Origin of the sequence: Natrinema limicola JCM 13563 (assembly GCF_000337475.1) — an archaeon.
In the GTDB taxonomy this organism is placed as follows: domain Archaea; phylum Halobacteriota; class Halobacteria; order Halobacteriales; family Natrialbaceae; genus Natrinema; species Natrinema limicola.
The window spans coordinates 13,439-37,094 of the sequence record NZ_AOIT01000065.1; the positions used below are offsets into that span (position 1 = coordinate 13,439).

Consider the following 23,656-nt stretch of genomic DNA (forward strand, 5'->3'; position numbering starts at 1 on the left):
CGGCTTCGCATTCTGTAGCCACTAACTGAGACTCGTAAACGCCGACATTACAATGGTGTCTACTCACACGGCTACTGCTATGGTCGGCATCACTGGGCGAACACCTGCGATAGATGAGCAGTCGTTCGCCAGCTCGCTCGAGCCACTCGTTCACACCGATCGGTACGAAGCCGCCGTCGTCTTCGAGTCAGCGTCGCACTCGATCGGGACGACGGCGTATCCCGAATATCCGATCCGGGTCGTCGAGAACGACGACCGATGGGTCTGTCTCGAAGGCCGAATTTATGATCGTGACGACGAGGCACTCGAGCGCGAACTGCTGACGGTCGGCGCACACGTTCTCTCGGCCGACGGCGACGACGAGTTTCTGACCCAGTGGCTCCTCGAGACTGACGGCGAGTTCCTGCTCGTTGCTGCCGACAAGGAGAGCGATCGGCTCGGACTGCTCAATGACCCGCTTGCCCGCCTGCCAACATATTACTTCCACGACGGGGAGACGGTGCTGTTCTCGCGAGAGCTGCGATATCTCATCAACGAAGCGCCGATCGAGGGGTTCGACCCGATGGGTATCGCCCAGTGTCTCCTCTTTGGCTACTCGCTTGGTGGCCGGATGCTCGTCCACGGTGCGAATCGACTGCGTCCGGGGACGAAACTCACCGTCGATCCGGAGCGCGGTGCGGTCACGGAGACGGCGTTACACCGATTCGACTTCGGTGACCCGGCCTTCGAAGACCGAAGCCGAACGCGAAACGCAGCCGAACTCGTCGACCGGTTCAAGCAGGCCTGCCGACAGCGGTCGGGATATGGCACTCGTGACGTAATCTCTCTGAGCGGCGGACTTGACTCCCGATCCGTGCTGGCCGGCTATCACGCGGAGGAGATCCCAATGACGGCAGCCACGATGGTGTCCGACGACTTCGTGCCACCATCCGATGTCGAAATCGCCCAGCAGTTGGCCGACGAGTTCGACGTCGACTGGAGTCAGTACGAGGTCGGTCCGCCGAACGGTTCGGACCTCGATCGAATCATCAAGACGAAAAACGGGCAGATCGGCCTCCTGACCTCGTTTATTCTCGAGTTCTTTCGGCAACTCCGCGAGGAGTACGACGCCGGCCTCACTTACGTCACCGGCGACGGCGGGGACAAAGCCCTCCCGGATCTCACTCCCGCGAAGCCGATTTCGGACGACTCGGAGCTGGTCGACTATATTATTCGGGAAAACTCGTTTCTCTCACTCGAGCAGGTGGCTCGGATCACGGGGCTGTCGGCCGAGTCGATTCGCCGGAGCGTTCGCGACCGCCTCCGCATGTATCCCGAAACGGATCCAGCGTCGAAGTACGTCCACTTCCTCGTCTACGAGCGGGGCGTTAACTTCCTGTTCGAAGGTGAGGATCGCAATCGGTTTTTCTTCTGGAGTACGACCCCGTTTTACTCGATCGAATTCTTCCGGTATGCGATGAACTGCCCGGCCGACCAGAAGGCTCGCTACAACCTGTATCGGACGTTCCTCGAGGCGCTCGAGCCTGCAGCTGCGGATCTGACACATCCGGATTACGGCGTGCCCGTCTCGTCGACCCGCCACGAAGTTGCGGCATTCGCAGACGAATTGCTCTCGCGGTATCCACGGCTGTTCGACGTAGTACGACCAGTCGTCAAATCACTCAACAGCCTCGACACGGAGTCACAGCTGCAACCGGATACGGTCGACTGTATTCGCACACAGATCGAACAGTGTGAGGCCGTCGACGATGTCCTCGTGACCGACGAACTCCGTCGGTTCCTCGATTCGTATCCCGAGCACGATCGGACATCCGTGTACCGTCTCTTCGCGATTACATCCGTCATCGACGACATCCACTCCTCACAGAGCGTGCTCGAATCGCGATGCGATGCTGTCTTCAGCTGACCGTTCAGCCCGTCAATACTAGTCAGCGAACAGTCGTTCGAGCACGATCGGTGTGGATCAGTTTGGCCGACAGTATCGATGACTCTGTTTCATACGGGCTGCTGTACCGATATCCCAGTGCAACCGCAGGACGGTCGCGGGTGCATCGGAACTGACTGACGGGTGTCCGTATCACTGGCGAATCGTCAGGTCACGACTCTGGCGTTTGCGATCGTTCCTCGAGTATTGACAGTGGCGGTATCGGTATGCTCTTTTTATACTGTCGACCAGAGCGGAGCGTATCCGTTCTCTCACTGCCGTCTCTTGATTTGTCGTATAAAAATCCGGCATAGAATGCGGCAATTGCATAGGATAATAGTACCGATTCAATTAAAATCACGAAGTTCTACTGATGTTGAGGAAGGAAAGTTTATAGTCTGGTAGTGTCCCCTCTCAGATCGCATGGCACGCGACGAATCGGTACGGGACACGACGGGTCCCGCCGAACAGACAGTGAGTGACGACGAACGGAACAATACCAGCGTGATCGATCGACGATCCTATCTGAAATTAGCCGGTGCGACGGTGCTCGCGACAGGCGTCAGCGCGGGCGCGGCAAGCGCAGCGGGCAACGACTACGAGGTCATCGAGGCGCGCGGACAGACGATCACCATCGACTCCGGTCAGACCTGGGAGAACAAGCTTATCGACTTCGGCAACCGAAACGAGATTTCGATCATCGCCAAGGGCACGAACTGGACGATCAGGAATATCGGATTTACGGGCACCATCCCCTACAACACGGCCGTCTTCGGTGTTTGTGACTCCGGTTCTGGAACGTCGGTGATGGAAAACATCTACTTCGGCGAGTCGACTGGTGAACAACCCGCAAGTACGCGTTCGATCTGTATCTGGGTTGACCCCAAACACAACGGCCATCTCGACGTGACGAACGTCAACTTCAACGTCCCCGGAAACAACGGCATCTACGGCTCCGCGCCTGCCTACAACGGAAACGGTGGCACGGTCGCGCTCGACAGCTGTTACGGCAACGACTGCCATCACACGGCCTTCCGGATCGGCGACAACGGCATGTCGATCGACAACTGCATGAGCTACAAAAGTGGGACGCGCGCGGCCAATCGCAACGCCTGGATCTGGGAAGGGAAATACGACGGCGGCGCAACGATCCGCAACTCACACTTCATCACAAACGGGGCCGGTGATTCAATCGCCACGAACGGCAATCCGAATCTGACGATCGACAACGTTCACACCGACGACGGCCACGGTGACGGCTCGAACCCCGAACACTTTGTCCCCGACGGCTGTCCTAAAAGTGGCGAAGAAGCCGCAAGCGGTGGCAGTAGCAACAGCGCATCTAGTTCCCCATCAACTGACGAGGACGCGGATCGCTCCGAGAACACGCTGCTGGTCGACGGTGTCGGCACGGCAGGCGACACGCGCTACGAGTTTACCGTCTCCGGGGCTGCCGAGAAAGCGACCATCAAGGGAGCCACGATCGATGACGGCGATTCAATTGAGAGCGGCCACGTCACGGGACGCGTCGCCGGCTGGCGCGACGCGTTCCGCTTTGCCGGCGACCTCGAGGAACTCACCATCGAAGGCGACGCACGGGTGTTTGTCAACGGCGAGCGGGTCGATCCTGCCGACTATGGCCAGGAAAAGCCACACGTGCTGACGCTGGTCGGGAACGGGACGACCGCGAACTACGAGCTTACCGTCGATGGAACGATCGAGACGATCGCGGGCGACGATTCTGAAGAGCACGCCACGGTATCGTCCGGAAATACGGTCGAGGGATCGATCGAACGGGCTTCCCAGCAGTTCCGGTTCTCCGGGACGCTCACCGACATCACCTTCCTCGACGGCTCGGCACAGGTGTATGTTGACGACCAGCGGATCGATCCCAAGCAGTACAACGAGCAGGAACTGCTGCCACATGCCATCGTGATCGATGGAACCGATACCGACGGCAGGACCGAGTATGCATTCAGCGTCGATGGCGAAGTTATTACTTCGAGCTATCGCGACGCGTCAGTCAATCCTGGCGACGAGATCGACGGCCGCTCTGTCAGCGGGAAGGTCGACGACGGACTCGATGCCTACTGGTTCGACGGCGACATCGCTGACTTCCAGCTCAGCGGGAACGCGACCGTCGACGTCGAATATAACGCCCGTAGTAACTGACCGAACTCGGCTTCGTTTTCATCGCCGTCTCTACGAGATCGGACTGCTCGTCTTTCGCGAACTGCAACCGATTTTTGCGCTATACCACACTATTCTAATTAAAATTCGACGATAGCACCAGTTACTGCATAATATAGTGTGTTCAGCAATTAGCTAAACTCACATGTTGGCTGCTTGTTCCTCACGGAGGGATCGATTCGGCTTTCGCTTTGTGCTTCGGTTCAGTCCCCTCTTCCCCGATCGCAACAGCACACAGTCGTTCCAACCGAGCGGCCTGTTGACTCCACGAAAACTGGCGGGCCCGGTCCCGTGATCGCGCCCCCAGTACCTGCCGACGGGCAGGATCCAAAAGCAATTCCGAGAGTGCCGTCTCGAGCGCATCCGTATCGCCGGGTGGAACAACAACGCCGTTTTCATCTGGCGTCAGATAGGTTTTGATCGCCTCAAGGTCCGTCGTTACCACTGGTGTCCCACATCCCATCGCCTCGAGATTCACCATGGCGAAACTGTCGACGTGCGTTGGGAGACAGAAGACATCGGCAGCGGTGTAATACCCGGGCAACTCGCCGTGTGAAACTTCACCCTCGAGGGTGACGTCGTCTTTAATACCGAGTTCTCGACAGCGGCGACGAACCTCACTCTCTGCGTGTCCTGTTCCGATGATACGGAGATGAACGGGCTCTTCGAGCATCGCAACTGCGTCAAGGAGATCGAAGATCCCTTTCGCTTCGATGAGCCGGCCGACAAAGAGGATACTCGGTCTATCGCAGGAGAACGCCGGCTCGGCGTTCTCATGGAACTGATCGGTGTCGAGGCCGGGAAGAACGACCTCATCGACCGCATATCCGAGCGAATTAGAGACATGGTCGGCTAGATACGGCGAGATGGCGAAATTGGTGTCCGTGGTAGTATATCGTTTGTGAGCCGCTGTTCCAACCCCTCCGCTGACATCACTCAAGAAGCCACGAATCGTTGGGACATCAACGAGGTTTGACAGGAGGAGATCGTCGGGCATGTTAAAACAGATGAGCACGTCGACATGCTCGTTGATGTGATCGATCACGTCGCCGTAAGACGACCAGGCGATCATCGCCAGTTTGGTGAGTGGTTGTGAACTGATCGGGAGTGGCAGCGATGATAGCATCTCGAACGCTGGCACGTCAAAGTTCGGTGTCGTGACGACCTCGGCGTGGGACGCTGTCAGGTCGTGTGCCATATCACCGTCTTGCGTGTACACGTAGACCTCGTTCGAGGAGGATAATTCTACCGCCAACTGCCGTGCGTAGACGGCAATGCCGCCTGCATGTTTCGTTCCGATGCTGTCGTGATAGAACCCAATTCTCATGCTGTTCTCCATATTGTAGCTGCTTAAAATAATCCGCAGCCAACAGACTGCCGGTACGAACTGAAAATGAAGATAAAATAAACATACTGTTCATAGGTCCCCGTTATCTGACTTTCCATTCCAACTAGCCGTGACAGCGATAACGGGAAAATGCGTCTCCCACTCCCGTCGTATCAACGACAGCGAGATCGGGTACCGGGGTAGTAATAATTGCCTCGCCGCCCCAGCTTCCTATGCCGTGCGTCCGTGTCTGGGAGGGCAGGGCAGCGTCATCAGAAACTAGATCGGATTCTGCCACGTTCTTTCTTCTGGGCATACAGTCGGATACAACCCGACTTACCGATGAGAAGTCGCCTTGGGAGCGAACTCACTGGCGTTATCTCCAGTTCCTTTTCGACGATCCGCGTCCCCGACTGTTGGAGCAATTCGACAAGTTCGTCGGGCGTGTAAAACGAGACGAGGAGTCCGGGAAGCACCTCCTCATCGACCACCGATGCGATCTGGGGGAGGTGTTTCAGCCCATAGAAGATCAGCTGAGAGGTCAGCGTCTCAGGACCGACAGGACTCTGATAGTAGATATCCTTGAGAATTAGGTGCCCCCCAGGTCGGAGCAGGTTCACTGCCTCGATCAGAGCGGCTTGCGCTTTCCGCTTCGACGCTGACCGGCTCTCTCCCACGAGGTGGTGAAGCACGTCACTCATCATGACGAAATCGAAGGACTCGGGCTGGAACGGCAACGGAAGGTCCGTCGCTGAGGCTCGGAGATATTCCGCCTGAACGTCATCGCCTACGTTAGGGAGCATCTCCGTCGAAATGTCTACTCCATATGCATCGGAAATATCAGTGCTCTCGAGCGCATATTCGAGCAGAAGCCCGTCACCGCATCCGATCTCCAGAATACGATCTCCCCGCTCACATATCGGATCAATAAATCCGTCGACGATGGGCGAGTTTTCGATTTCGTTCGAACTGTGCTCGTGTGTGTACGTGTCGGCCTCCGCGTTGAAGTACTGGCCGACAGTTTCTCCATCCATAGTATCTACCCGCCACCGAAGAGATACGCTTGTATTAGTATTTTCTGCGATACGATCTGCCGTTCGGCGTTCTCTGTGTGTAATATATTAGCTGCTGAATACAGAGACGTCATGACGGTGTCTCGTGTTGCTTCAGACGGTCTGCTGTACCGATGTCCCGGTAGGGCCGCAGGACGGTCACGGTCCCACCGGCAATATCTCACGAAACCGTTCGACAGACGGTGAACGACCCCGCCCTCGAGGAGCCGCCGAAGGCGGCGAGTAGGGCGGGGGCTTGGCACCCTCACCGTCACCGCTAAAAATGAGCGACAGCCGTACTGATCCAAACACTGGATGATTCGGCCTGGACAAAACGCGAAGTTCGTCTGTAGAATGGACGTTGTCCTCGCGTTCTATGCAGGCCAATTCCGGACCACGGCTTTGAGGCGGTCTTCGCCAACCATCCCACTGCGGGCACCTTGCTGGGTACAGTTGTAGCCCGCAGCTGCCGTCGCGAATCGTCCGGCCGAGCGAATCGGTGCATCCGCGAGCAACCAACGGTGGAGCAAGCCGCTCACGAACGCATCACCCGCGCCTGTCGTATCGATGACGTCCACGTCCATCGCCGACAGTTCGACGACTGAGCCGTTCGCCCAGAGGACCGCGCCACGCTCCCCGCGGGTAAGGGCTCCACGAGAAACGCCGTGGGCTCGCAGTACGTCGACCGCATCCAAGCCGCTAGCCCCGAGATAGGACCGAACCGACGTCTCATTGGCAACGAATAGTTCAAGATGCGGGAGTAGGGCGTCGACCGTTTCGCGCTCGGTCCCACGGTCTTTCAATCCGTCGAGCGGGCTAGCGAGGTCGAACGCGAGTCGAATCGCTCCGTTCGCAGCGAGTTCGCCCAGCCTGCTCGTGACACAGTCCGGACAATACCCGTTGGCGAACACGAATGTGGCCGATCGAAGGATCGTTTCGTCGTGATCGGTCAGTCGCAGGTTCTTGGCCGCTCCGCTCCGAGTGACGATCGTCCGCTCCCCGTCGGAGTCGGAAAAGACCATGCAGTAGGTCGACGGTTGGTTCCCTCGTCTGACGTGATCGAGCGTTATACCTTCCTCACGGAGGTTGTCTGCGACCGCGTCGGCGACATCATCGTCGCCGAGTCGGACGACGACGCCAGTCGATCGCCCCAGTCGCGAGAGCGCCACTGCCACATTCGCGGCGACGCCGCCAAACGCTACTGACTCGTCGTGCGCGAAGGCTCCGCCATCAGGTGCTGGGAGATTCGAGACCGAGTACTGTTTGTCCAGTAGCGCACTGCCGATGACTACGACGTCAAGTGTCTCTGTCATCTATCTCACCCCTCACGTGATCTCCAGTTACGGGCTCCACAGCTGTTCTCGGTGCCGGAACTGGGCTTGGGTCGAGGAACGACTGTATCAACAGTGTTGGTCCCCCTCCAGGGGCCGTTACGTCGAAGTACTGGCTGACTGCTGTCCCGTCCATGGGATTGTTTAGTGCGGCAACCAATCAAATTAGAAATATTCAACACCATTTACCTATGTTCTACATACGGGTATCGTTCTCTCCGAATTATATCTGTAGGCAAGAATGAATAGTTGCCAATCGGGATTCTAACTCATCCCATCAGACCAAGGTACTCACCGGCGAGTTCACGATCCCGGTCGTCGAGTCCGAGTTGATAGAGAGACATCAAATACGCAGCGACGCCGGCAGTGCTGCCGACGATTACAAGTACCAATCCATCAACGTACAACCCAGCGAGCCACATGACCACGGCAGCGAGGGCTGTGGCTGCAAGCGGCTTCCACAGTGTCACAGAGTAGGCGAATAGCCCCTCGAGATACCAGACCTGAGCGACCCGTAGGATATTCAACGCAGCGAGTATACTCGCGGTCGCAAGTGCTGCCCCGATCATCCCGAACTCGAGGATGAAAATATAGTTGAGAACGACATTGAGGCCGCCAAATACTAGGTGGTTCACCATGACAAGATACTGATGGTCGGTCATCGTCAGCAGATCATTGGCTGGACCGGAAGCGGCGTTGAACAGCTGGGCAGCGACGAACAAAATCACAACGGTTGTTCCCGCGACGAATTCTGGGCCGAACAGGGCGAGGATTTCGGTGCGATAGATAACGACCGGCAGCGCCAAGATGATCGAGGCTGTGATCGACCAGCGGGTCACCGTCGCGTATACGGACTCGAGTTCGTCGATCGCCCCTTCTGAGTGAAGTCGCGACGCCACCGGTGGAAACAACTGGTTGATGCCAATTAGCGGCATCGCGAGAACCGTCGCAAGCAGGACCGCGACGTTGTAGATACCGACATCGGCAGCTGCGAGAAAGATCCCAACCATGAACACGTCGATCCGCTTGAACAGAAAGTTCCCGGCCTTGGACAGCGTCAGTGGTGCTGAGTAGTCGTAGAAGTCAAGCGCCTCGCGACGCGAAAAGTTGAACTCGGGTCGCAGGTCGGATTGAGCGAGGGCGTACCAGAATGCAATCGAGAACGCGACGAGACAGGCGACTGCGTACGCGGCGGCGACCCCAAGCACGGAGTAGCCGACCGCCACCGCAGCCACGATGGCGATCAACTGGGCGACCGGACCAAGGACGGCAACGACTGTCTTCCCGACGGCCATTTCGAGACCACGGAACGTACTCGAAACGACATAGGTCAGTGCCTGGAACGGCAACGCGACCGCAAACACCCGCATAGCTGGCTCGAACAGCGGTTCCTCGAGGGTGTAAGCATTGATCGTCGGTGCCATGACAAAGAGAAACACCGCAACGACGAGACTGACGCCAAGTGTTGTCGCATACGCAAGTCCGAGGATACGGTTTTGATAGGCTGGATCGCTGCGATTCGCGGCGAGATACCGCGTTGCCGAGACATCGGTCCCGAAGTTCGAGACAGTCAATACCGACTGGAGTACCATCGTCCCGTAGGCGTAAATGCCATAGATGGTCGCACCGAGCGTACGAGTCAGAACGAGAGTCAAGAGAAATCCGGCGAGATTTATTACGAGCATCCCGACGTAGTGAAGCGACGCGCCGTCAGCGACCGATCGTAGAGAGTTGAGTGTGGAAGACGATTGTTCGGACATTCAGCGCAATTTCCAGTATCGACCAGTTAGTAGTGCGGTCATTACGGCTTAGAATCCCCTTGCCTATCCAAACTAGATCCAGCGACGGCTTCGTCGTAATCGGCCTCTGTGTCAGCCGCGACGTGAATCAGGATTGGAGGTAACAAGCTTTCGGCAGCCTCCTGTGTCGTCCTATCGTGTATGTATCGAATACGCGGTTGTTTCGTCGACATTACAATAGCTTCCGTGACCCATGTCATTCCATATGATGTCTACGATCCTGCCTGACCACTACTCCGTCGAGAACCTCAAACGAGTATTCAAGAACCCGCGTCTGCTGCGCCGGGAACTGTTCAACTGGACGCTGTGGGTTAACTCCCGGTCCCGACGTGTGCTCAAGGCTCTGAGCGGAACAGACGAGAACATCGATATGATCGCCGCCGACTGGGACAATCTGATACTCCTCGATGCCTGTCGATACGACCTTTTCGACGCGCGGAATCAACTCAATGGAGACCTTCAGTCGGTCCGCTCGAAGGGCAGCGACAGTTGGGAATTCATGAACGCGAACTTCGCCGGCCGCACGCTCCACGACACAGTCTATGTGACGGCCAATCCACACGTCTACGAACTCCCAGAGAACACCTTCCACGCCGTCGAGAACTTGCTCGAAACTCGCTGGGACGAAGAGTCAGGCACGGTTCGACCAGCGGCAGTTGTCGAGGAGGCAATCGAAGCCCTCGATCGCTATCCCGAAAAACGGTTGATCGTTCATTTCATGCAGCCACACTTTCCGTTCCTCGGACCAACTGGCCAGACTTTCGATCACATGGGTATCAAAGATCTCGATGCAGCAGAGCGAAGCGACGCACCTAATCCCTGGTTCGGCCTTATTTACGAGGATACTGTGGACGCTGAGACGGTGCTCATGGCGTACCGGGAAAACCTCGATCTCCTCTTTCCCCACGTCGAACGGCTGCTCGAGACACTGTCTGGGAAGAGTGTCGTCACCTCCGACCATGGCAACCTGATCGGCGAGCGAGGCTTCCCCATTCCAATGCGTATGTACGGCCACCCACGCGGGCTCAACCGCGATGAAGTTCGGACCGTCCCATGGCTTGAACTCGAGACTGCCGATCGACGCCGAATCGTTTCGGAACCACCCCAGCAGGACGAAACAGAGACCAATGACGACGTGGTTGAGGACCGGTTGAGTGCTCTCGGATATGTCTGAACGCCGTCCAATCCGTTCGGAGTTCAAACATCGCGGATAGTTCGTGCGGATCGAAACGACCGTCGTGACCGTTCGCACTTGTATGTCATTTTCGTTTCATTCCCCACTGTGTCAACGGCAAAATAGCAGAGGATGATTACGATATGACTATGCAGTAGCCGAAGCCAGACGATCAAGCCTGCTGCGCTTCGACGAACCGTTTGTCGTCGTTGCGCGCTTTTGGCTCCGTGTTTCGGAGCAGTGAGACGATCTCAGACTTGTCAAGCTTCTCGGCATCCCCCGACGAACGGACGATGTCGGTCGCAGGGGTGAAATCAGACAGGGAGTCAGCAGGGTCATTGCCTGCCGACTCCGGCCGAATCGCATAGAGTGAATCGGTCTCATACGCCCTATTTATCTCACGTTCCGTCATAATTTCCTCGTGGAAGGTTTCACCGATCCGAGGGCCAATCAGCTCAATTTCAATGTTGCTGGGATCATACCCATACTCCGGAGCCATCGTCTCAATCATCGCGTTCGCGAGATCGATGATTCGAATAGCAGGCATTTTGTAGACGAATACTTCGCCGTCCCGGGCCCGATCGAGTGATTGCATAACCAGGGCGAACACGTCGTCGTACGTGAGGAAGAACCGTGTCATTCGCTTATCAGTCAACGTAACTGGGCCACCCGATCGAATCTGTTCAGCGAAGAGGGGAATCACCGACTGTGAGGAGTTAATGACGTTGCCGAACCGAACAGACGCGAGTCGGAGTTCGGATCGGTCCGCTCCGATTCGCCTAGATGATATCAACTGTTCGCCGAGGAGCTTGGTCGTTCCCATCGCGTTTGCGGGGTTCACCGCCTTATCACTGCTTGTGAAGACGACCCGCTCGACACCTGCGTCGAGTGCTGTATCGACGACGTTCTGAAGGCCGACGACGTTCGTCTTGACGGCCTCGTACGGGTCATGCTGACAGACATCAACATGTTTCATCGCCGCCGTGTGGATCACGACATCGATGCACTCCATCGCTCGCTCGAGACAACTCTCGTCCCTAATATCACCGACAACGAACTGCAACCGATCGTCGTCAAACTGCGTCTGCAGTCTGACGAGTCTGGACTCGTCGTTATCGAGAATTCGCAGCCGTTCCGGATTCCGCTCGAGAAGCCGCGGAATCAGTGACCGGCCGATCGAACCAGCGCCCGTGACTAGAAACATCTCTTGTTCGGTGATCACACACGAACTCTGGGAAGCCTTTGTATTAGTTAATTCTACCAGACATAGAACTCGAGCGAGTTTGTATACAAATATCGATGTATAATTGGTGATGTATACATTAATATCAGGAATAATGTGTTTATTAGTGGATTCTTACCCCATATTTTCAAAGAAATACACATGTCACTATATTTCGAACGCGGACATTGGTTGTCTCAACTAGTATATCAGAGTTGCTGATAGTTAGTCTCAAACTCTGCTTTGATAGCACGGTTATCGGAGTCGGTGAGGCCAATTACTACGCAAATCAAGCAATTAGGAGCCAACGAGATCGAAGATGTACCGTCACCAACGGTCTTGAATGTCCCACCCACACAGCAATCATATAATATCAAAAACTGAGTTTCTCAACCACCAGATCTAGTTACGCTTTCATCTTATCGCAAGCCATTTACAGAGACATAGAAGCGTACACTCAATACGCTCATCTTATCAAAAATACAATTGTTACACGGTATCTAATACCAATCGAATAACAAAATGACTTCTTTTCTTCGGGGGTACTATGCAGAGTACAGACCTCGAATCGGCCGCGATCCCCATCAAAGACGGCGATACATCAGTGCTCTGTGATCCATGGGTGCTCAACGGCGCACACTACGGGTCGTAGGCACACTATCCTGAACCAGAGGACTTCAATGACATCGATACCGTTGAAGAAATAGTATGGTATCTTGACATCTTCCCTACCCTGCTCGCGCCCACTCGAGCGCTCGCTGAGGGGCTTGCCATGGTCGCCCCAATTGGTGAGTTCGCCGGTTTCGTCGTCTTCGCGGATGCCCCCACGGTCGCCCACGACAATCGTGCCAATATCCCGCTCGAGACACTCAATGACAATCGCTTTCGAGAGCGTCTGCAAGCAGTGGATCCGGCGGTCAGTGCGCTGTTGGTCGAGCTGTCGCGCTTCCCGCGACGAACTCGTGTCGAACTGGCACGTTTCTTGGCGAAGTAGTATTCGCCTCTTTGAGTTCCCTGCCGGGGTACAACACGGATTCGTCGCCAAACGACACAGCGGCGATGCTGCAAATCTCGAGGTCAATCCCGGCAACTCCGTTGCCGGGTGAATCGGGCACGTCGATCTCGGCGCGACAGACGATATGCAATCGCCACTCGCCGTGTTCGTACACGGCACGAACTCGTTGAACGTTCTCGATTGTCGTTGCAGGTGGGCCAATGACTTCGTACTCACAGAGCACGAAGTGAGACCAATCGTCCTTGAGTCTTTCACCATTCGAGAGCCTGAGACGGTTGGTCGCGGCGTCGTGCTTGAAGCTAGCCTGCTTGAACGTGACCGTTGAGTGTGGGTGTTCGCCGTTGCGTTTTGCGGTAGCCGGGTGGGTTCGCTTTCGTGTTCCCGTTTTCGCGCTTGCCGACCCAACTGGAGAACACCTCACCGAGTTCCGGGAGAACTCGCTGACTTGGCTGAGAATGTGCGGTCTTTCAACTCCGATTTGAGAACCGAAACGTCGATACGACCGAGAGAACTCGAGAAAATCTTCTGCAGTTGAACGTATATTGACTAACTTTCTTAGATGTGCCCCTTAGCTGACTTCCTTAGATAAGACTCTAATACTACTCTCATAGATGTGTTTCTAAGATTGTTTTCTTTGATGTAATCGTACTCTCCCTTCTGTCAGTATGACATCTGTGAGAGCCAGTGCTCTATCTTAGATATCAATACTGTGTTGGGGGGCCCTTAGATAAGTGTCTAAGATATGATTCTCAGGTGTTAATCAATTTTCCCCCAACACCCACACCGTATACGGTAGTCATAGATACCTATCTTGGATATAGATCATAGATATGGCTTCCCGCTCGTTCACGCTGCTACACTCTCCATTGTCACCATAGATACGCGTCTTACCTCAAGATCTTAGACACCACTCTAAGACAAACTTCTTGGCTGTGATTGTGCTCTCTGTCCCTAAGACGCTACATTTATGTGGTAGCTATAGATCTCTTAGCTAAGAATCCTAGATATGGGTCTAAGAAGCCTAACTTAGGTATATTTCTTGGATGCTTTGCGTAGTTTCTTATCTTAGTAACTCACAAGAGACACTCATGCTTTCGTACACAGTGTACTCCGAAGCGGGTGGCGTCGGAAAATCGTCGCTGACAGCGAATCTGGCTGTCGCGCACGCTCGAGCAGGTCTCGACGTCCTGGTCGTCCCACTGGATCCGCAGGACGGCGACCTCAGCCGGCTACTCGGTGTCGACGAAGACCGTGCCAGCAGCGATGCGGACAACCTCGTCCGTCATATGGTTAATGCGCCGAAGGGCCCATTTGAAGACCTTATCCGAACGTCGGAGGGTGTCGATATCATTCCAGAGCACAATATGCTCTCGGATCTCGCAGATCACCTCGCTCGCGAACAGCAGAAAGCCGAGGACTTCGGCGACGCGTACAATATCTACGCCCAACTGCAGCGCGTCCTCGCTGATGCTGGCGTTGGGGAGCAGTACGATGTCCTGATCTGCGATCCGCCAGCGACCGAGTCGGATCACCTCTACAACGCCATCTTCGCGACGCGAAATCTGGTGATCCCCGTCGAGCCCTCGGCCAAGGGACGGGCATCGGTCGAAGGTCTCGAGGAACTCGCGAGTAACTTCGCTGACCAGTTAAATATTGAAGTCGGTGTTCTGGCCGCAGTCCCGAACGGATTCAAGCGGACGAACGACCAGAAAGAACTCATCGAGGAAATCGAGTTCCCAACACCGGAGGTTATCAACGACCGGACATCGATGATGGAAGGCTGCTGGAAGCAGCAGTGTTCAGCGTTCAAATACGTTCGTGAGCAGCGCGCCCGTCAACGGGACTACGAGCTCGAAACACTCGCCCAGTTCGATCAACTGGCTCGCTACCTCGAGCAGGAGGCTGGGATTGAGGCACCACATCCGCCTGAGCCTGGTGCGCTCGAGCAAGAGGTGACAGCATGACGGGGTTCAAAAGCGGAAGCGCCGGTGATCCGTTCAGCAGTGGTGACACAGACGACGATTCTGGCGGCAGCGATGCCGGAACGGATGAACCAGCCACGCTCGAGCCATCGGCGTCGACGTCGACGACTCAGACTGATCATGCGTCCGAGGCCAGCGTCGACCGTGATCAGGGTCGTGACAACGATGGGAGCGAGACTACATCTGATAGTCCCTCGAGCACCGTCCTTCCTTGGATCTACGAGCGCAACAGTATCACCGACGGGCGTGCACAAACTGTCCAATTGCATCTCCAGCAGTCAACGCTGGATCGCCAGCGTGAGGGAAAGCGGGATGTCGAGGCTGTCTTAGGAGAATCAGTGAAGAAAGCCGATCTTCGCGAGGCGGCACTTCTCGTTGGCCTTGAGCATCTCGATGAACTCGCTGAGCAGCTCCGAGAGTGGGGCTACGACTTCGAGTGAGGTTTTCTGTCAATCACCCCTCCCTATATTCTCCTACCCATGGCCGATTGAACATTGATATGGTAAGTTGTGATCTACCGTTCGTAGCTAGATCTGTCTATTATTCATACAATTCATCTCTCGAGAAGGAGGGGTATGCAAACTTAGATGATAATCATGTATTCTTAGATTAGAATCTTAGATAGTTTGTCCAGAATAAATAGAGTGCTCGTCGTGGTCCCGACAGCCTTCAGCTGGATCCAACACGGGCTCATCGGCGGCTGGGTGCTCGCGCCGGGCTACCAGCGACCGGTCGCCGAGGCGATGGCCGCGGCGGGCAATTCCGCAGCAATCGCGAAAGTACTCCAGATCACCCGCACGGCACAGTGCTTACAGTGCTATTCGTCGTCATCGTCGCTGGGTTACATCATCACGGCGCTCGGTTCGGCGGTCTGTATGCTCTCGGCACTCACGCTGAGCAACGAGAACCCGAACCCGCGAAACCGTGCATGATGGGGCAGACCGCTGGCGGTGTTCGGAATGCTGTCGCTTCGACTCGAGGAGTTCAGCGCCATCGAGTCGCTCGCGGGGACGATGGTGCTCCCGTTCTCGCTCCAGCAAGATCCGCAAGCATCTCGTTCACAGTCGGCGGCCGGTAGCCCGGCCAGCGACGACTGACCGACATGTCGAGCTCGAGACTCCACTGGCACCACTCCGGAGAAAGAAAGCGAATTAGATACGTACCATAGACACTCACATTAGATTATTAGATTAGAATCTTAGTTATTCTACCCAGAACAAACATAACTCGTGGAGGCTCAGACGGTTTATACGGTCTGCTGTACCGATGTACCGGTGCAACCGCAGGACGGGTCGCGGGTGCACCGAAAATGACTGACAGCAGACCGTATAGACACCACGACAACCACGATCGGCTGAATCAAGCACTCCATTGCCGAACGCCAGCTCATACTGCCGGACAGCAGTCAATACGAAGTCGGTCGTGAATTCGCGGCCGTCTCCACCGGTGACGGCCGCAGCAGCGCGACCGATCGTCANAATACGAAGTCGGTCGTGAATTCGCGGCCGTCTCCACCGGTGACGGCCGCAGCAGCGCGACCGATCGTCACGTCGTTCTGTCCGGCAGTATCAGGAGGTGCGGAACTAGACAGTGCCCCACGCCGACAACCCCCTCAAATGCAGGCGCACCCCGAACACCCTAATGGGTGTCGGGGTGCGCTCGTTCTCCCAAACCTCATCACAATCCACGTCTAAGCTCTCTCTGAGCAGGGTGGCGAGTTGCATGGACACCTCTTGCCACCACCTGCTCGTTCCTCAAACTCTCATCTAGACAGTGCCGTTGCCAAGGGACTGTCAAACTGGCGGATAATCGGTGCAGCAGTCTTCTCGAGTCTTCCACAGCCGATTGGCGCTGTTATCGCGTTTGCATTCGTCAGGTGGGCAGAGACGTTTCTGCCGTTCGGGTTCGCAGCCGGTGCGATGGTGTACTTAGTGGCCACAGCGTTCATTCCGGAAGCGCTGAAAACGGGCGCGGAACTGCCGCATAACGGACACCGTGAGTGACTGGTCGGGCTCGCGGCAGGTATCCTGGCGATGCTACCGCTGATGGATGTGTGAGCGAGCGACCCGAATTAGAGAGAGCAGCACTGATCAGTGCTTTCGGCGAGGTGGTGGCAGGCTGGGCGATTGAGTGGAACGGCTTCATACGGTCTGCTGTAACGATGTACCGGTGCAACCGCAGTGCGGGTTGCGGTTGCACCGGAAATGACTGACAGTAGTCCGTATCAGTCGTTTGCCGGCTGGCGTTGGTCTCCGAAGATCCGCTCTAGATCCTCATCGTCGTAGTTGACCAGCAGGCGGTCCTCGTCTTTGAACGTCCGCAGCACAATGTTCGTCGTCGAGTTGTCCACACCCTCGGTCTGGATGATTTCCTCCATGAGTTTCTGGAGATGCTCGTGATCGCGGACACGAGATAACACGTAGAACGACATCTCACCGAGCATGAAGAAGACCCGCTGAACGCCGGAGAGGCCAGCGATTTTCTCGGCGACTTCCTCGTACCCAGGACCGTCGTAGTCGGCATTGATTTCGGTAATCGCTGTCAGCTCGAGACCGAGTTTCTGGGGATCAAGCTGAGCGATCTCTCCTTTCACGATGTCCTTCTCCCGATAGTTCTCCATCCGATAGTAAATCGTAGAGGTACTGACGTCGAGTTCCTCGCTCAGTTCGTCGACGTCGATATCCCCGTTTTCGTCAAGCCGGCGGAGAATCTGGAAGTCCACCTCGTCGAGCGCTACCTTCGGCATCGATTGGTTGTTGGCATTCATCTCGTTAATATGTTAGGTTCGTTCCGATAGTCGCGGAATTTGGTTGGACGGCTCCCAATCGGATCGCGTATGCGGTCACTGTCGGACCGCATCAGCGTCGATCACCGGACGGTCTGCGCGCATCGGGTTCCGTTCGTGCTCGGCCGCGACGACGCCGGGATCGAGCGTGACAGCGACCTGACCGGGGCCGGTTCCAAGCTCGACGACCGTCGTCCCATCGGGTTCGATCACCGTGCTGTGACCACAGAACGTGTTCCCGGCCTCCGTGCCGGCGCGGTTGCAGCCAATCACGTACGCACCCTGTTCGACTGCGCGTGCGGGCAACAACGTGTGCCAGTCGCGTTCCATCTGGACCGACCAAGCGGCAATGTTGATCACGACGTCACACTCGGCACGCGCGAGCGCCAAACTCGCAGCGGGGAAGTTCAGATCGTAACAGATCTGGATGCCGACCCGGCCGAACGGTGCGTCGACGACGGTGTACGCATCACCGGCCGTGTAGTGTGTGGCCTCATCGTTCCAGAGGTGGCGCTTGTCGTAGCGCGCACGCACAGTGCCGTCGGCGTCGAGCCAGACCGCACAGTTATAGACATCGTCGCCGTCCTGGACCGGCATCCCGAACAGCACCGCGGTCTCGGCGTCGGCAGCAGCCCCACTCAGAACCTCGATCGTCGGACCCGGAATGGGTTCCGCGACATCGGGAAGGTCCTCGAAAACGTGATACCCAGTCGTCGCGAGTTCCGGGAACACGACCAGCTCCGCATCGGCGGCGATCGCATCTGCCATCTGGTCGAGCGTTCCGTCATCTGCCGGACCGAGCGTGCTGTCGAACTGGACCACACTGGCTGTAAATCGTTTCATCGTCCCTCGAACTCCGGTTCCCGGTCCTCCTGGAAGGCAGCAACCGCCTCCTCGTGGTCAGCCGTCTGTGAACAGATCCACTGTGCGCGAGTGGCATCCTCGAGTGCGCGTTCGAGGTCCACATCGAAGCTCTCGTTGACGAGCCGCTTGCTCTGGGCAAGTGCGATCGGTGGACGGCCGGCAAGTTGATCTGCAAATGCTGCGGCCGCATCGAGTAGCTCGTCCGCGGGGACCTGTTCGCGCGCGAGGTCCCACTCGACGATCTCCTCGCCGGCAAGTTTCCGGCCGGTAAAGATGAGTTCCTTCGCGCGTGCCTCGCCGATTAGTCGCGGCAAGAGGAACGCACCGCCGTCGCCGGGGACGAACCCGACATCGATGAACGTCTCGCCGATGACGCCCTCGTCGCTGACGATACGGAAGTCACAGGCGAGTGCCGTATCACAACCGGCACCGAGCGCGTAGCCGTTGACCGCCGCGATGACTGGCGTGTCGATTCCGCGGATCGTTCGGACGACGTTCTGGAACAGCCCCAGTCCCGTCTCGTACTCTGCGAAGTCCATCTCCGTGGTCAGGGGCATGTCGTTCAGATCTACCCCAGCACAGAACGCGTCGCCAGCGCCGGTAAGAACGATCGCGCGAATCTCGTCTCGGTCGTCGAAGCGCTCGAACGCCTCAACCGCACCTCGAAGGAGGAGTTCGTTGTACGCGTTCATCGCGTCGGGCCGGTCGTAGGTGACGCGAGCGACGTGGTCGTTGGTCTGTTCGACGTGCAATGGTGCGTCGATCTCAATCATCGGTCGTTCCTCGCGAAATGGGTGCTTCGCCGTCGACTCGGGCAGTGCCATCCGACTCGAGCGTGATCGCGGCATCGACGACCTCGACGCCGTCTTCGGTGGCGAAGACGGGATTCAGGTCCAGTTCGGACACCGACGGATTGGCTTCGACGAATTCGGAAACCGAGACCAGCAGGTCCACGACTGCGTCGCGATCTACGGGTGGGTTCCCGCGTGCGCCGTCGAACAACTCCTGGGCATCGATGTCCTCGAGCAGCCCTCGAGCGTCGGCTTCGGTAAGCGGCAGTGCCCGGAACGCGACGTCTTCCAGTACCTCGACGAAGACGCCGCCGAGACCACACATGATCACGGGGCCGAACTGCTCGTCGTCGACGACGCCGACGATGAGTTCGACGCCGGCGTCGGCCATCGGCGAGATGAGCACACCGTCTATCTGTGAGTCGGGATCGTAGTCGTGAGCCGCTGCAAGCAGGTCGTCGTAGGTGTCGCTGGCCGCCTCAGTTGACACCTCGAGTGCGACGCCGCCCGCGTCCGACTTGTGGACGATGTCGGGCGAGACGATCTTCATGGCAACCGGCCCGTCGACTGACGCTGCGGCGTCTCGTGCATCATCCGGGCTCGTCGCGAGTTCAAACGGCGTGATCGGGAGATCAGCCTCCGACAGCGCTTGCTTGGACTCGAACTCCGAGAGTTGCGTCCGACCGCTGGCGAGCGCGTCGCTGATCGTCTCGGCCGTGTCAGTCGTCCCGATAACCTGGAAGTCGCTGCTCTCGGTGGCGGCTGCGACGCGCTCGCCGTACGTCGCCAGGGCCTCGAGACTCGCGGTCGCGACGTCGAGCGATTCGACGACCGGAATCCCGTTCTCGCGTAGGACTGCGTGTGGATCCGTGTCGAATCCTTCGTAGGCGCTTTGGACGACGAGCGGTTTCTCGTGTTCGGCCGCGAGGTCGGCCAGATCGTCTGCCACCTCGATCTCGACGTCGGTGTACTGTTCGGCAAAGCGGATGCCGTAGCCCCCGAAGAGGCCAGAGAGCATGAGCGCGTCCACGTTCGGGTCGGCGAGCATTGCTTCCGCGCAGTCGACGAACACGGACTGATCCTCGTCTGTGCCGCCCGCAACGTCTACTGGATTGACGACGCTGGCTGCGTCAGGGAGGACGTCTTGGAGGTTGTCCTGTGTCTCGTCGGTGAGTTGCGGGATAGCCAGTCCGCGTTCGGCGAGAGCGTCCGCCGCGAGCGTCGCGTGGCCGCCACCGTCCGCGAGGATCGCGACGTTCTCGCCGTCGGCGCTGGGTAGCGACGACAGCGCATTCGCCACCGACAGGAGTTCGTCCGAGCGCTCGACGCTGACGACGCCCGCCTGTTCGAGGACGGCATCGGTCACCGCGGCGTCGCCGGCCAACGACCCGGTGTGGGACGAGGCCGAGCGCTTGCCGACGTCCGACCGCCCGCTTTTCAGGACGACGATCGGCGTGTCCGTGGTTACGTCGCGGGCCTGCTCGAGGAAGGCCCGGCCATCGCTCATGCCCTCGACGTAGCAGACGATCGCGTCGGTTTCGGGGTCGTCGTCGAAGAAGGAGAGGTACTCGTGGAACTGGAGATCGGCCTCGTTCCCGACGCCGACGTAGTGGCTGAAGCCGACACCCGCTCGAGTGGCGGCCTCGGTGAACAGCGAGATAGCCATATTCCCGCTCTGACAGAGCAGCGCGAGATTGCCCTCGGGGACCGTGTCCGCGCCGACGAGGTTCAAGCTCCGGTGGACGTTGATCAGCCCGGAGGTGTTCGGACCGATCAGTCTGATCCCGTGCTCGCGCGCGAGCGAGACGATCTCGTCTTCGAGCTCCTGGCCGTCTTCGCCGGCTTCACCGAACCCGACGGCGATGACCACCGCGCCCGCGAGGTCGGTGTCCGCACAGTCCTCGAGGATCTGGGGAACGATCGGTGCCGGGGTAACGATGAGCGCGAGGTCGACGCGGCCGGGAATCGCGGAGACGGTCGAGTAGACCTCGAGGCCACGGATCTCGTCAGCGGAGGGATTGACCGGGTAGATATCGCCCTCGTAGCCGCCTTCCTGGAGGGTTTCAATGGCTTGATAGCCCCGTTTCGTTTCGTCGGTGGAGGCGCCGACGATTGCGACCGAGTCGGGGTCCATGATACGGTCGATGTCGGTCGAGCGGTCCGCCACGGTTAGACCCCCTCGAACGACGGTTCGCGGTCCTCGGCGAACGCGTCGATTCCTTCTTGCCAGTCGTCGGTCGCCATACAGGCCAGCAGCGCTTCCGCCTCGGCCGTCAGCATGTCGTCGCGCGTTGCCTGGCCGACACGCCCGAACTGTTCTTTGGCGAACGTCATCGGAATGGGAGCGTTCCCTGCAAGCTCCTCTGCCAACTCGTCGACAGCGGCCTCGAGCTCCCCTTCGGGGTGTGCACTCGTCACGACGCCTTCGTCGGCTGCTTCCGCGCCGGTCAGCGACGCCACCGAGAGGATGAGTTCTTTCGCACGGGCCTGCCCGACGCGGGCGGCCAGCGTGTACGTGACACCGCCGCCGATGTACGTTCCGATCGATACTTCCGGGAATCGGATCTCCGCGTCCTCGCCCATGAGCACGAAATCAGCACTCAGTGCGAGTTCAGCGCCCGCACCGATGGCGTATCCCTGAACCTTCGCGATCACCGGTTGCGGATGCGTCTGGACTGCTTTGGCGGCCTCTTGGGCCTGCCAGACGTATTCACGGCGCTCCTTCTGGGTGCGCTCGACCTCGTCGTGATTCTCCATATCAGCACCCACACAGAAGGCCCGCCCTTCACCTTCGAGGACGACGACGCGCACATCGTCGTCGGCTGCTCGCTTGAGGCCGTCGCGGATTCCCTCGTATAACGCAGGCGTCACTGCGTTGAGACTATCGGGTCGATTCAGCCGGACGCGTGCGACGTCCTCATCACGTTCATACCGCGTTGGTTCCTCCGCCACTGTGTCTGTGGTAGTCATGGTCAAGCGACTACGTAGACACATATCAGTTATACACATAAACCTTTGCTCACTCCTAATTATAGAGATCAAATTCAGAAATCTCACAAAATAGTGGTGCCTTTCTGGGAAAGGCTATTATACTATTATGTAATAGAAACTCACGGCAATGACACACAAAGGCATGGCGGATCGACGGGACGTACTGGCAACAGCAGGTGTCGGGACACTGATGGCACTAGCGGGCTGTGCATCGGTGCTCAGTGGCAGTTCGGGCAGCAAACTCCGGTTCCTCGGTTTCGGTGGGAACACACAGGAGACCCAGATGTCCGTGTTCGACAGTTGGGATTCAGAGATGACCGTCGAGGGGACGTCGGCTGGTGGAACGACGGAGATGATTTCGCTGATCAAGCAAAACCCTGGCTCGTTCGACGTCGTCGCGCTCAACGACACCGGGATGGCACGCGCCCAGCAGGAAGACATCCTCGAGCCGATCGATCTCTCGCAGGTTCCAAACTACGAGGAGAACATCAAGGAGTCGGCGCGGACGCTGTCGTTCAACATGAACGGCGAGGACACCATGGGCCTCATCCGCGAGAACGGCGCGACGGGCTTTGCATACAATACGGACAAGATTGATGGCGAACTCACGTCGTGGGAGGCACTTCTTGACCCCGCATACGAAGGAAAAGTATCACTCATCGACCGGACGATCGACCGGTTGTCGAACGCTGCAGCCGCAGCGGGGCTCGACATCAATGAGGTCCCGGATGACGAAGAGAAAACGGACACGATGTTCGAGCAGGCGCGTGAGGAGAATGGAAACGTCTTCGCCTACTGGGGCGATGGCGCGACGTCGATTCGCTACCTCCGCCAAGAGAACGCCTGGATCTGTGAGGCCTGGGGTGGCCGCGTGCTCGCCCTACAGAACGAGGGCTACGACAACATTGAGTACGTCATCCCAGAGGAGGGCGCGATGGGGTGGTCCGACAACCTCGCGCTCGTCAAAGGATCGGAAAACAAAGAGGCAGCCCACGAGTTGCTCAATCATACCTACCAGCGGGAGAACCTCCTGTCTCTCTCCGAGGGAATGAATTACACCGTTCAGGTCAAGAATCCGCCGAGTTCGATGCAGGAACTCCCCGACTACGCGCCCGCGGAGGATCTGGCCTTCCGCAACTGGGACGCGGTGCTGCCGAAAGAGGACGAGTGGACCCAGCGACTCGACAGCATCAAACAGAACTAACAGCC

18 protein-coding genes and 3 pseudogenes are annotated in these 23,656 nt (G+C 57.6%); 9 read left to right on the forward strand and 12 right to left on the reverse strand.

Annotated features, from left to right (window positions below; translation table 11 throughout):
• The first annotated feature begins 79 nt into the window (after positions 1-79).
• Entirely contained in the window at positions 80-1,906 is a 1,827-nt protein-coding gene (locus tag C476_RS15355) for an asparagine synthetase B family protein (RefSeq protein ID WP_008014583.1), read from the forward strand.
• A gap of 441 nt (positions 1,907-2,347) precedes the next feature.
• Positions 2,348-4,096, forward strand: a complete 1,749-nt coding sequence (locus C476_RS15360) for a hypothetical protein (RefSeq protein ID WP_008014584.1) — start codon at positions 2,348-2,350, stop codon at positions 4,094-4,096.
• A gap of 181 nt (positions 4,097-4,277) precedes the next feature.
• Here C476_RS15360 and C476_RS15365 read toward each other — a convergent pair whose 3' ends face one another.
• The 4 genes from C476_RS15365 to C476_RS15380 form a co-directional block, all read right to left on the reverse strand.
• Positions 4,278-5,441 (reverse strand): glycosyltransferase family 4 protein, encoded by a 1,164-nt coding sequence (locus C476_RS15365; protein ID WP_241430507.1) that lies wholly within the window; start codon positions 5,439-5,441, stop codon positions 4,278-4,280.
• Between the two features lie 272 nt (positions 5,442-5,713).
• Positions 5,714-6,475, reverse strand: a complete 762-nt coding sequence (locus tag C476_RS15370; protein WP_008014586.1) for a class I SAM-dependent methyltransferase — start codon at positions 6,473-6,475, stop codon at positions 5,714-5,716.
• Between the two features lie 392 nt (positions 6,476-6,867).
• Positions 6,868-7,806, reverse strand: a complete 939-nt coding sequence (locus C476_RS15375; protein ID WP_008014588.1) for a carbohydrate kinase family protein — start codon at positions 7,804-7,806, stop codon at positions 6,868-6,870.
• A gap of 287 nt (positions 7,807-8,093) precedes the next feature.
• Positions 8,094-9,584: a flippase gene (locus C476_RS15380; RefSeq protein ID WP_008014589.1), complete on the reverse strand. Its 1,491-nt coding sequence runs from the start codon at positions 9,582-9,584 to the stop codon at positions 8,094-8,096.
• A 244-nt stretch (positions 9,585-9,828) separates the two neighbouring features.
• Between C476_RS15380 and C476_RS15385 the strand changes: the two genes are divergently transcribed.
• A complete protein-coding gene (locus C476_RS15385) occupies positions 9,829-10,797 on the forward strand; it encodes an alkaline phosphatase family protein (protein ID WP_008014590.1) in 969 nt (322 codons plus the stop codon).
• Between the two features lie 172 nt (positions 10,798-10,969).
• Here the strand turns inward: C476_RS15385 and C476_RS15390 are convergent, their stop codons facing one another.
• Both C476_RS15390 and C476_RS19830 read right to left on the reverse strand, forming a co-directional pair.
• Complete coding sequence (locus tag C476_RS15390) at positions 10,970-12,019, reverse strand: polysaccharide biosynthesis protein (protein ID WP_049911950.1); 1,050 nt, start codon at positions 12,017-12,019, stop codon at positions 10,970-10,972.
• 769 nt (positions 12,020-12,788) lie between these two features.
• Positions 12,789-13,450 (reverse strand): annotated as a pseudogene (locus C476_RS19830) (transposase); the annotation flags it as partial.
• Between the two features lie 672 nt (positions 13,451-14,122).
• Here C476_RS19830 and C476_RS15405 point away from each other — a divergent pair.
• From C476_RS15405 to C476_RS19450, 4 genes are all read left to right on the forward strand, one after another.
• Complete coding sequence (locus C476_RS15405) at positions 14,123-14,998, forward strand: ParA family protein (protein WP_008014594.1); 876 nt, start codon at positions 14,123-14,125, stop codon at positions 14,996-14,998.
• A complete protein-coding gene (locus tag C476_RS15410; RefSeq protein WP_008014595.1) occupies positions 14,995-15,456 on the forward strand; it encodes a hypothetical protein in 462 nt (153 codons plus the stop codon). The genes C476_RS15405 and C476_RS15410 overlap by 4 nt, the downstream gene beginning before the upstream one ends.
• Before the next feature lie 213 nt (positions 15,457-15,669).
• The gene (locus C476_RS15415) at positions 15,670-15,948 is read left to right on the forward strand and encodes a hypothetical protein (protein WP_241430508.1); all 279 of its coding nucleotides are present in this window, start codon (positions 15,670-15,672) and stop codon (positions 15,946-15,948) included.
• 27 nt (positions 15,949-15,975) lie between these two features.
• Positions 15,976-16,113, forward strand: coding sequence for a hypothetical protein (locus tag C476_RS19450; protein WP_008014598.1), 138 nt, complete (start codon positions 15,976-15,978; stop codon positions 16,111-16,113).
• Positions 16,114-16,617: 504 nt separating this feature from the next.
• Here the strand turns inward: C476_RS19450 and C476_RS15420 are convergent.
• Positions 16,618-16,740: pseudogene (locus C476_RS15420) on the reverse strand (IS6 family transposase); the annotation flags it as partial.
• Between the two features lie 57 nt (positions 16,741-16,797).
• Here C476_RS15420 and C476_RS19455 point away from each other — a divergent pair.
• Positions 16,798-17,019, forward strand: a pseudogene (locus C476_RS19455) (ZIP family metal transporter); the annotation flags it as partial.
• A 221-nt stretch (positions 17,020-17,240) separates the two neighbouring features.
• Here C476_RS19455 and C476_RS15425 read toward each other — a convergent pair.
• The 5 genes from C476_RS15425 to C476_RS15445 all read right to left on the reverse strand — a co-directional run bounded on the left by C476_RS15425 (position 17,241) and on the right by C476_RS15445 (position 22,426).
• Complete coding sequence (locus C476_RS15425) at positions 17,241-17,762, reverse strand: Lrp/AsnC family transcriptional regulator (RefSeq protein WP_049911976.1); 522 nt, start codon at positions 17,760-17,762, stop codon at positions 17,241-17,243.
• Between the two features lie 96 nt (positions 17,763-17,858).
• Positions 17,859-18,644 carry a carbon-nitrogen hydrolase family protein gene (locus tag C476_RS15430; protein ID WP_008014600.1) on the reverse strand — a complete coding sequence of 262 codons (786 nt, stop codon included), beginning with the start codon at positions 18,642-18,644 and terminating at the stop codon, positions 17,859-17,861.
• Complete coding sequence (locus tag C476_RS15435; protein WP_152418228.1) at positions 18,641-19,438, reverse strand: enoyl-CoA hydratase/isomerase family protein; 798 nt, start codon at positions 19,436-19,438, stop codon at positions 18,641-18,643. Before C476_RS15435 ends, C476_RS15430 begins: the two co-directional genes overlap by 4 nt.
• Positions 19,431-21,623, reverse strand: coding sequence for an acetate--CoA ligase family protein (locus C476_RS15440; protein WP_008014602.1), 2,193 nt, complete (start codon positions 21,621-21,623; stop codon positions 19,431-19,433). The genes C476_RS15435 and C476_RS15440 overlap by 8 nt, the downstream gene beginning before the upstream one ends.
• Before the next feature lie 2 nt (positions 21,624-21,625).
• Entirely contained in the window at positions 21,626-22,426 is an 801-nt protein-coding gene (locus C476_RS15445; RefSeq protein ID WP_241430509.1) for an enoyl-CoA hydratase/isomerase family protein, read from the reverse strand.
• Between the two features lie 148 nt (positions 22,427-22,574).
• Between C476_RS15445 and C476_RS15450 the strand changes: the two genes are divergently transcribed.
• Entirely contained in the window at positions 22,575-23,651 is a 1,077-nt protein-coding gene (locus C476_RS15450) for an ABC transporter substrate-binding protein (protein ID WP_008014605.1), read from the forward strand.
• The last annotated feature ends 5 nt before the right edge of the window (positions 23,652-23,656 follow it).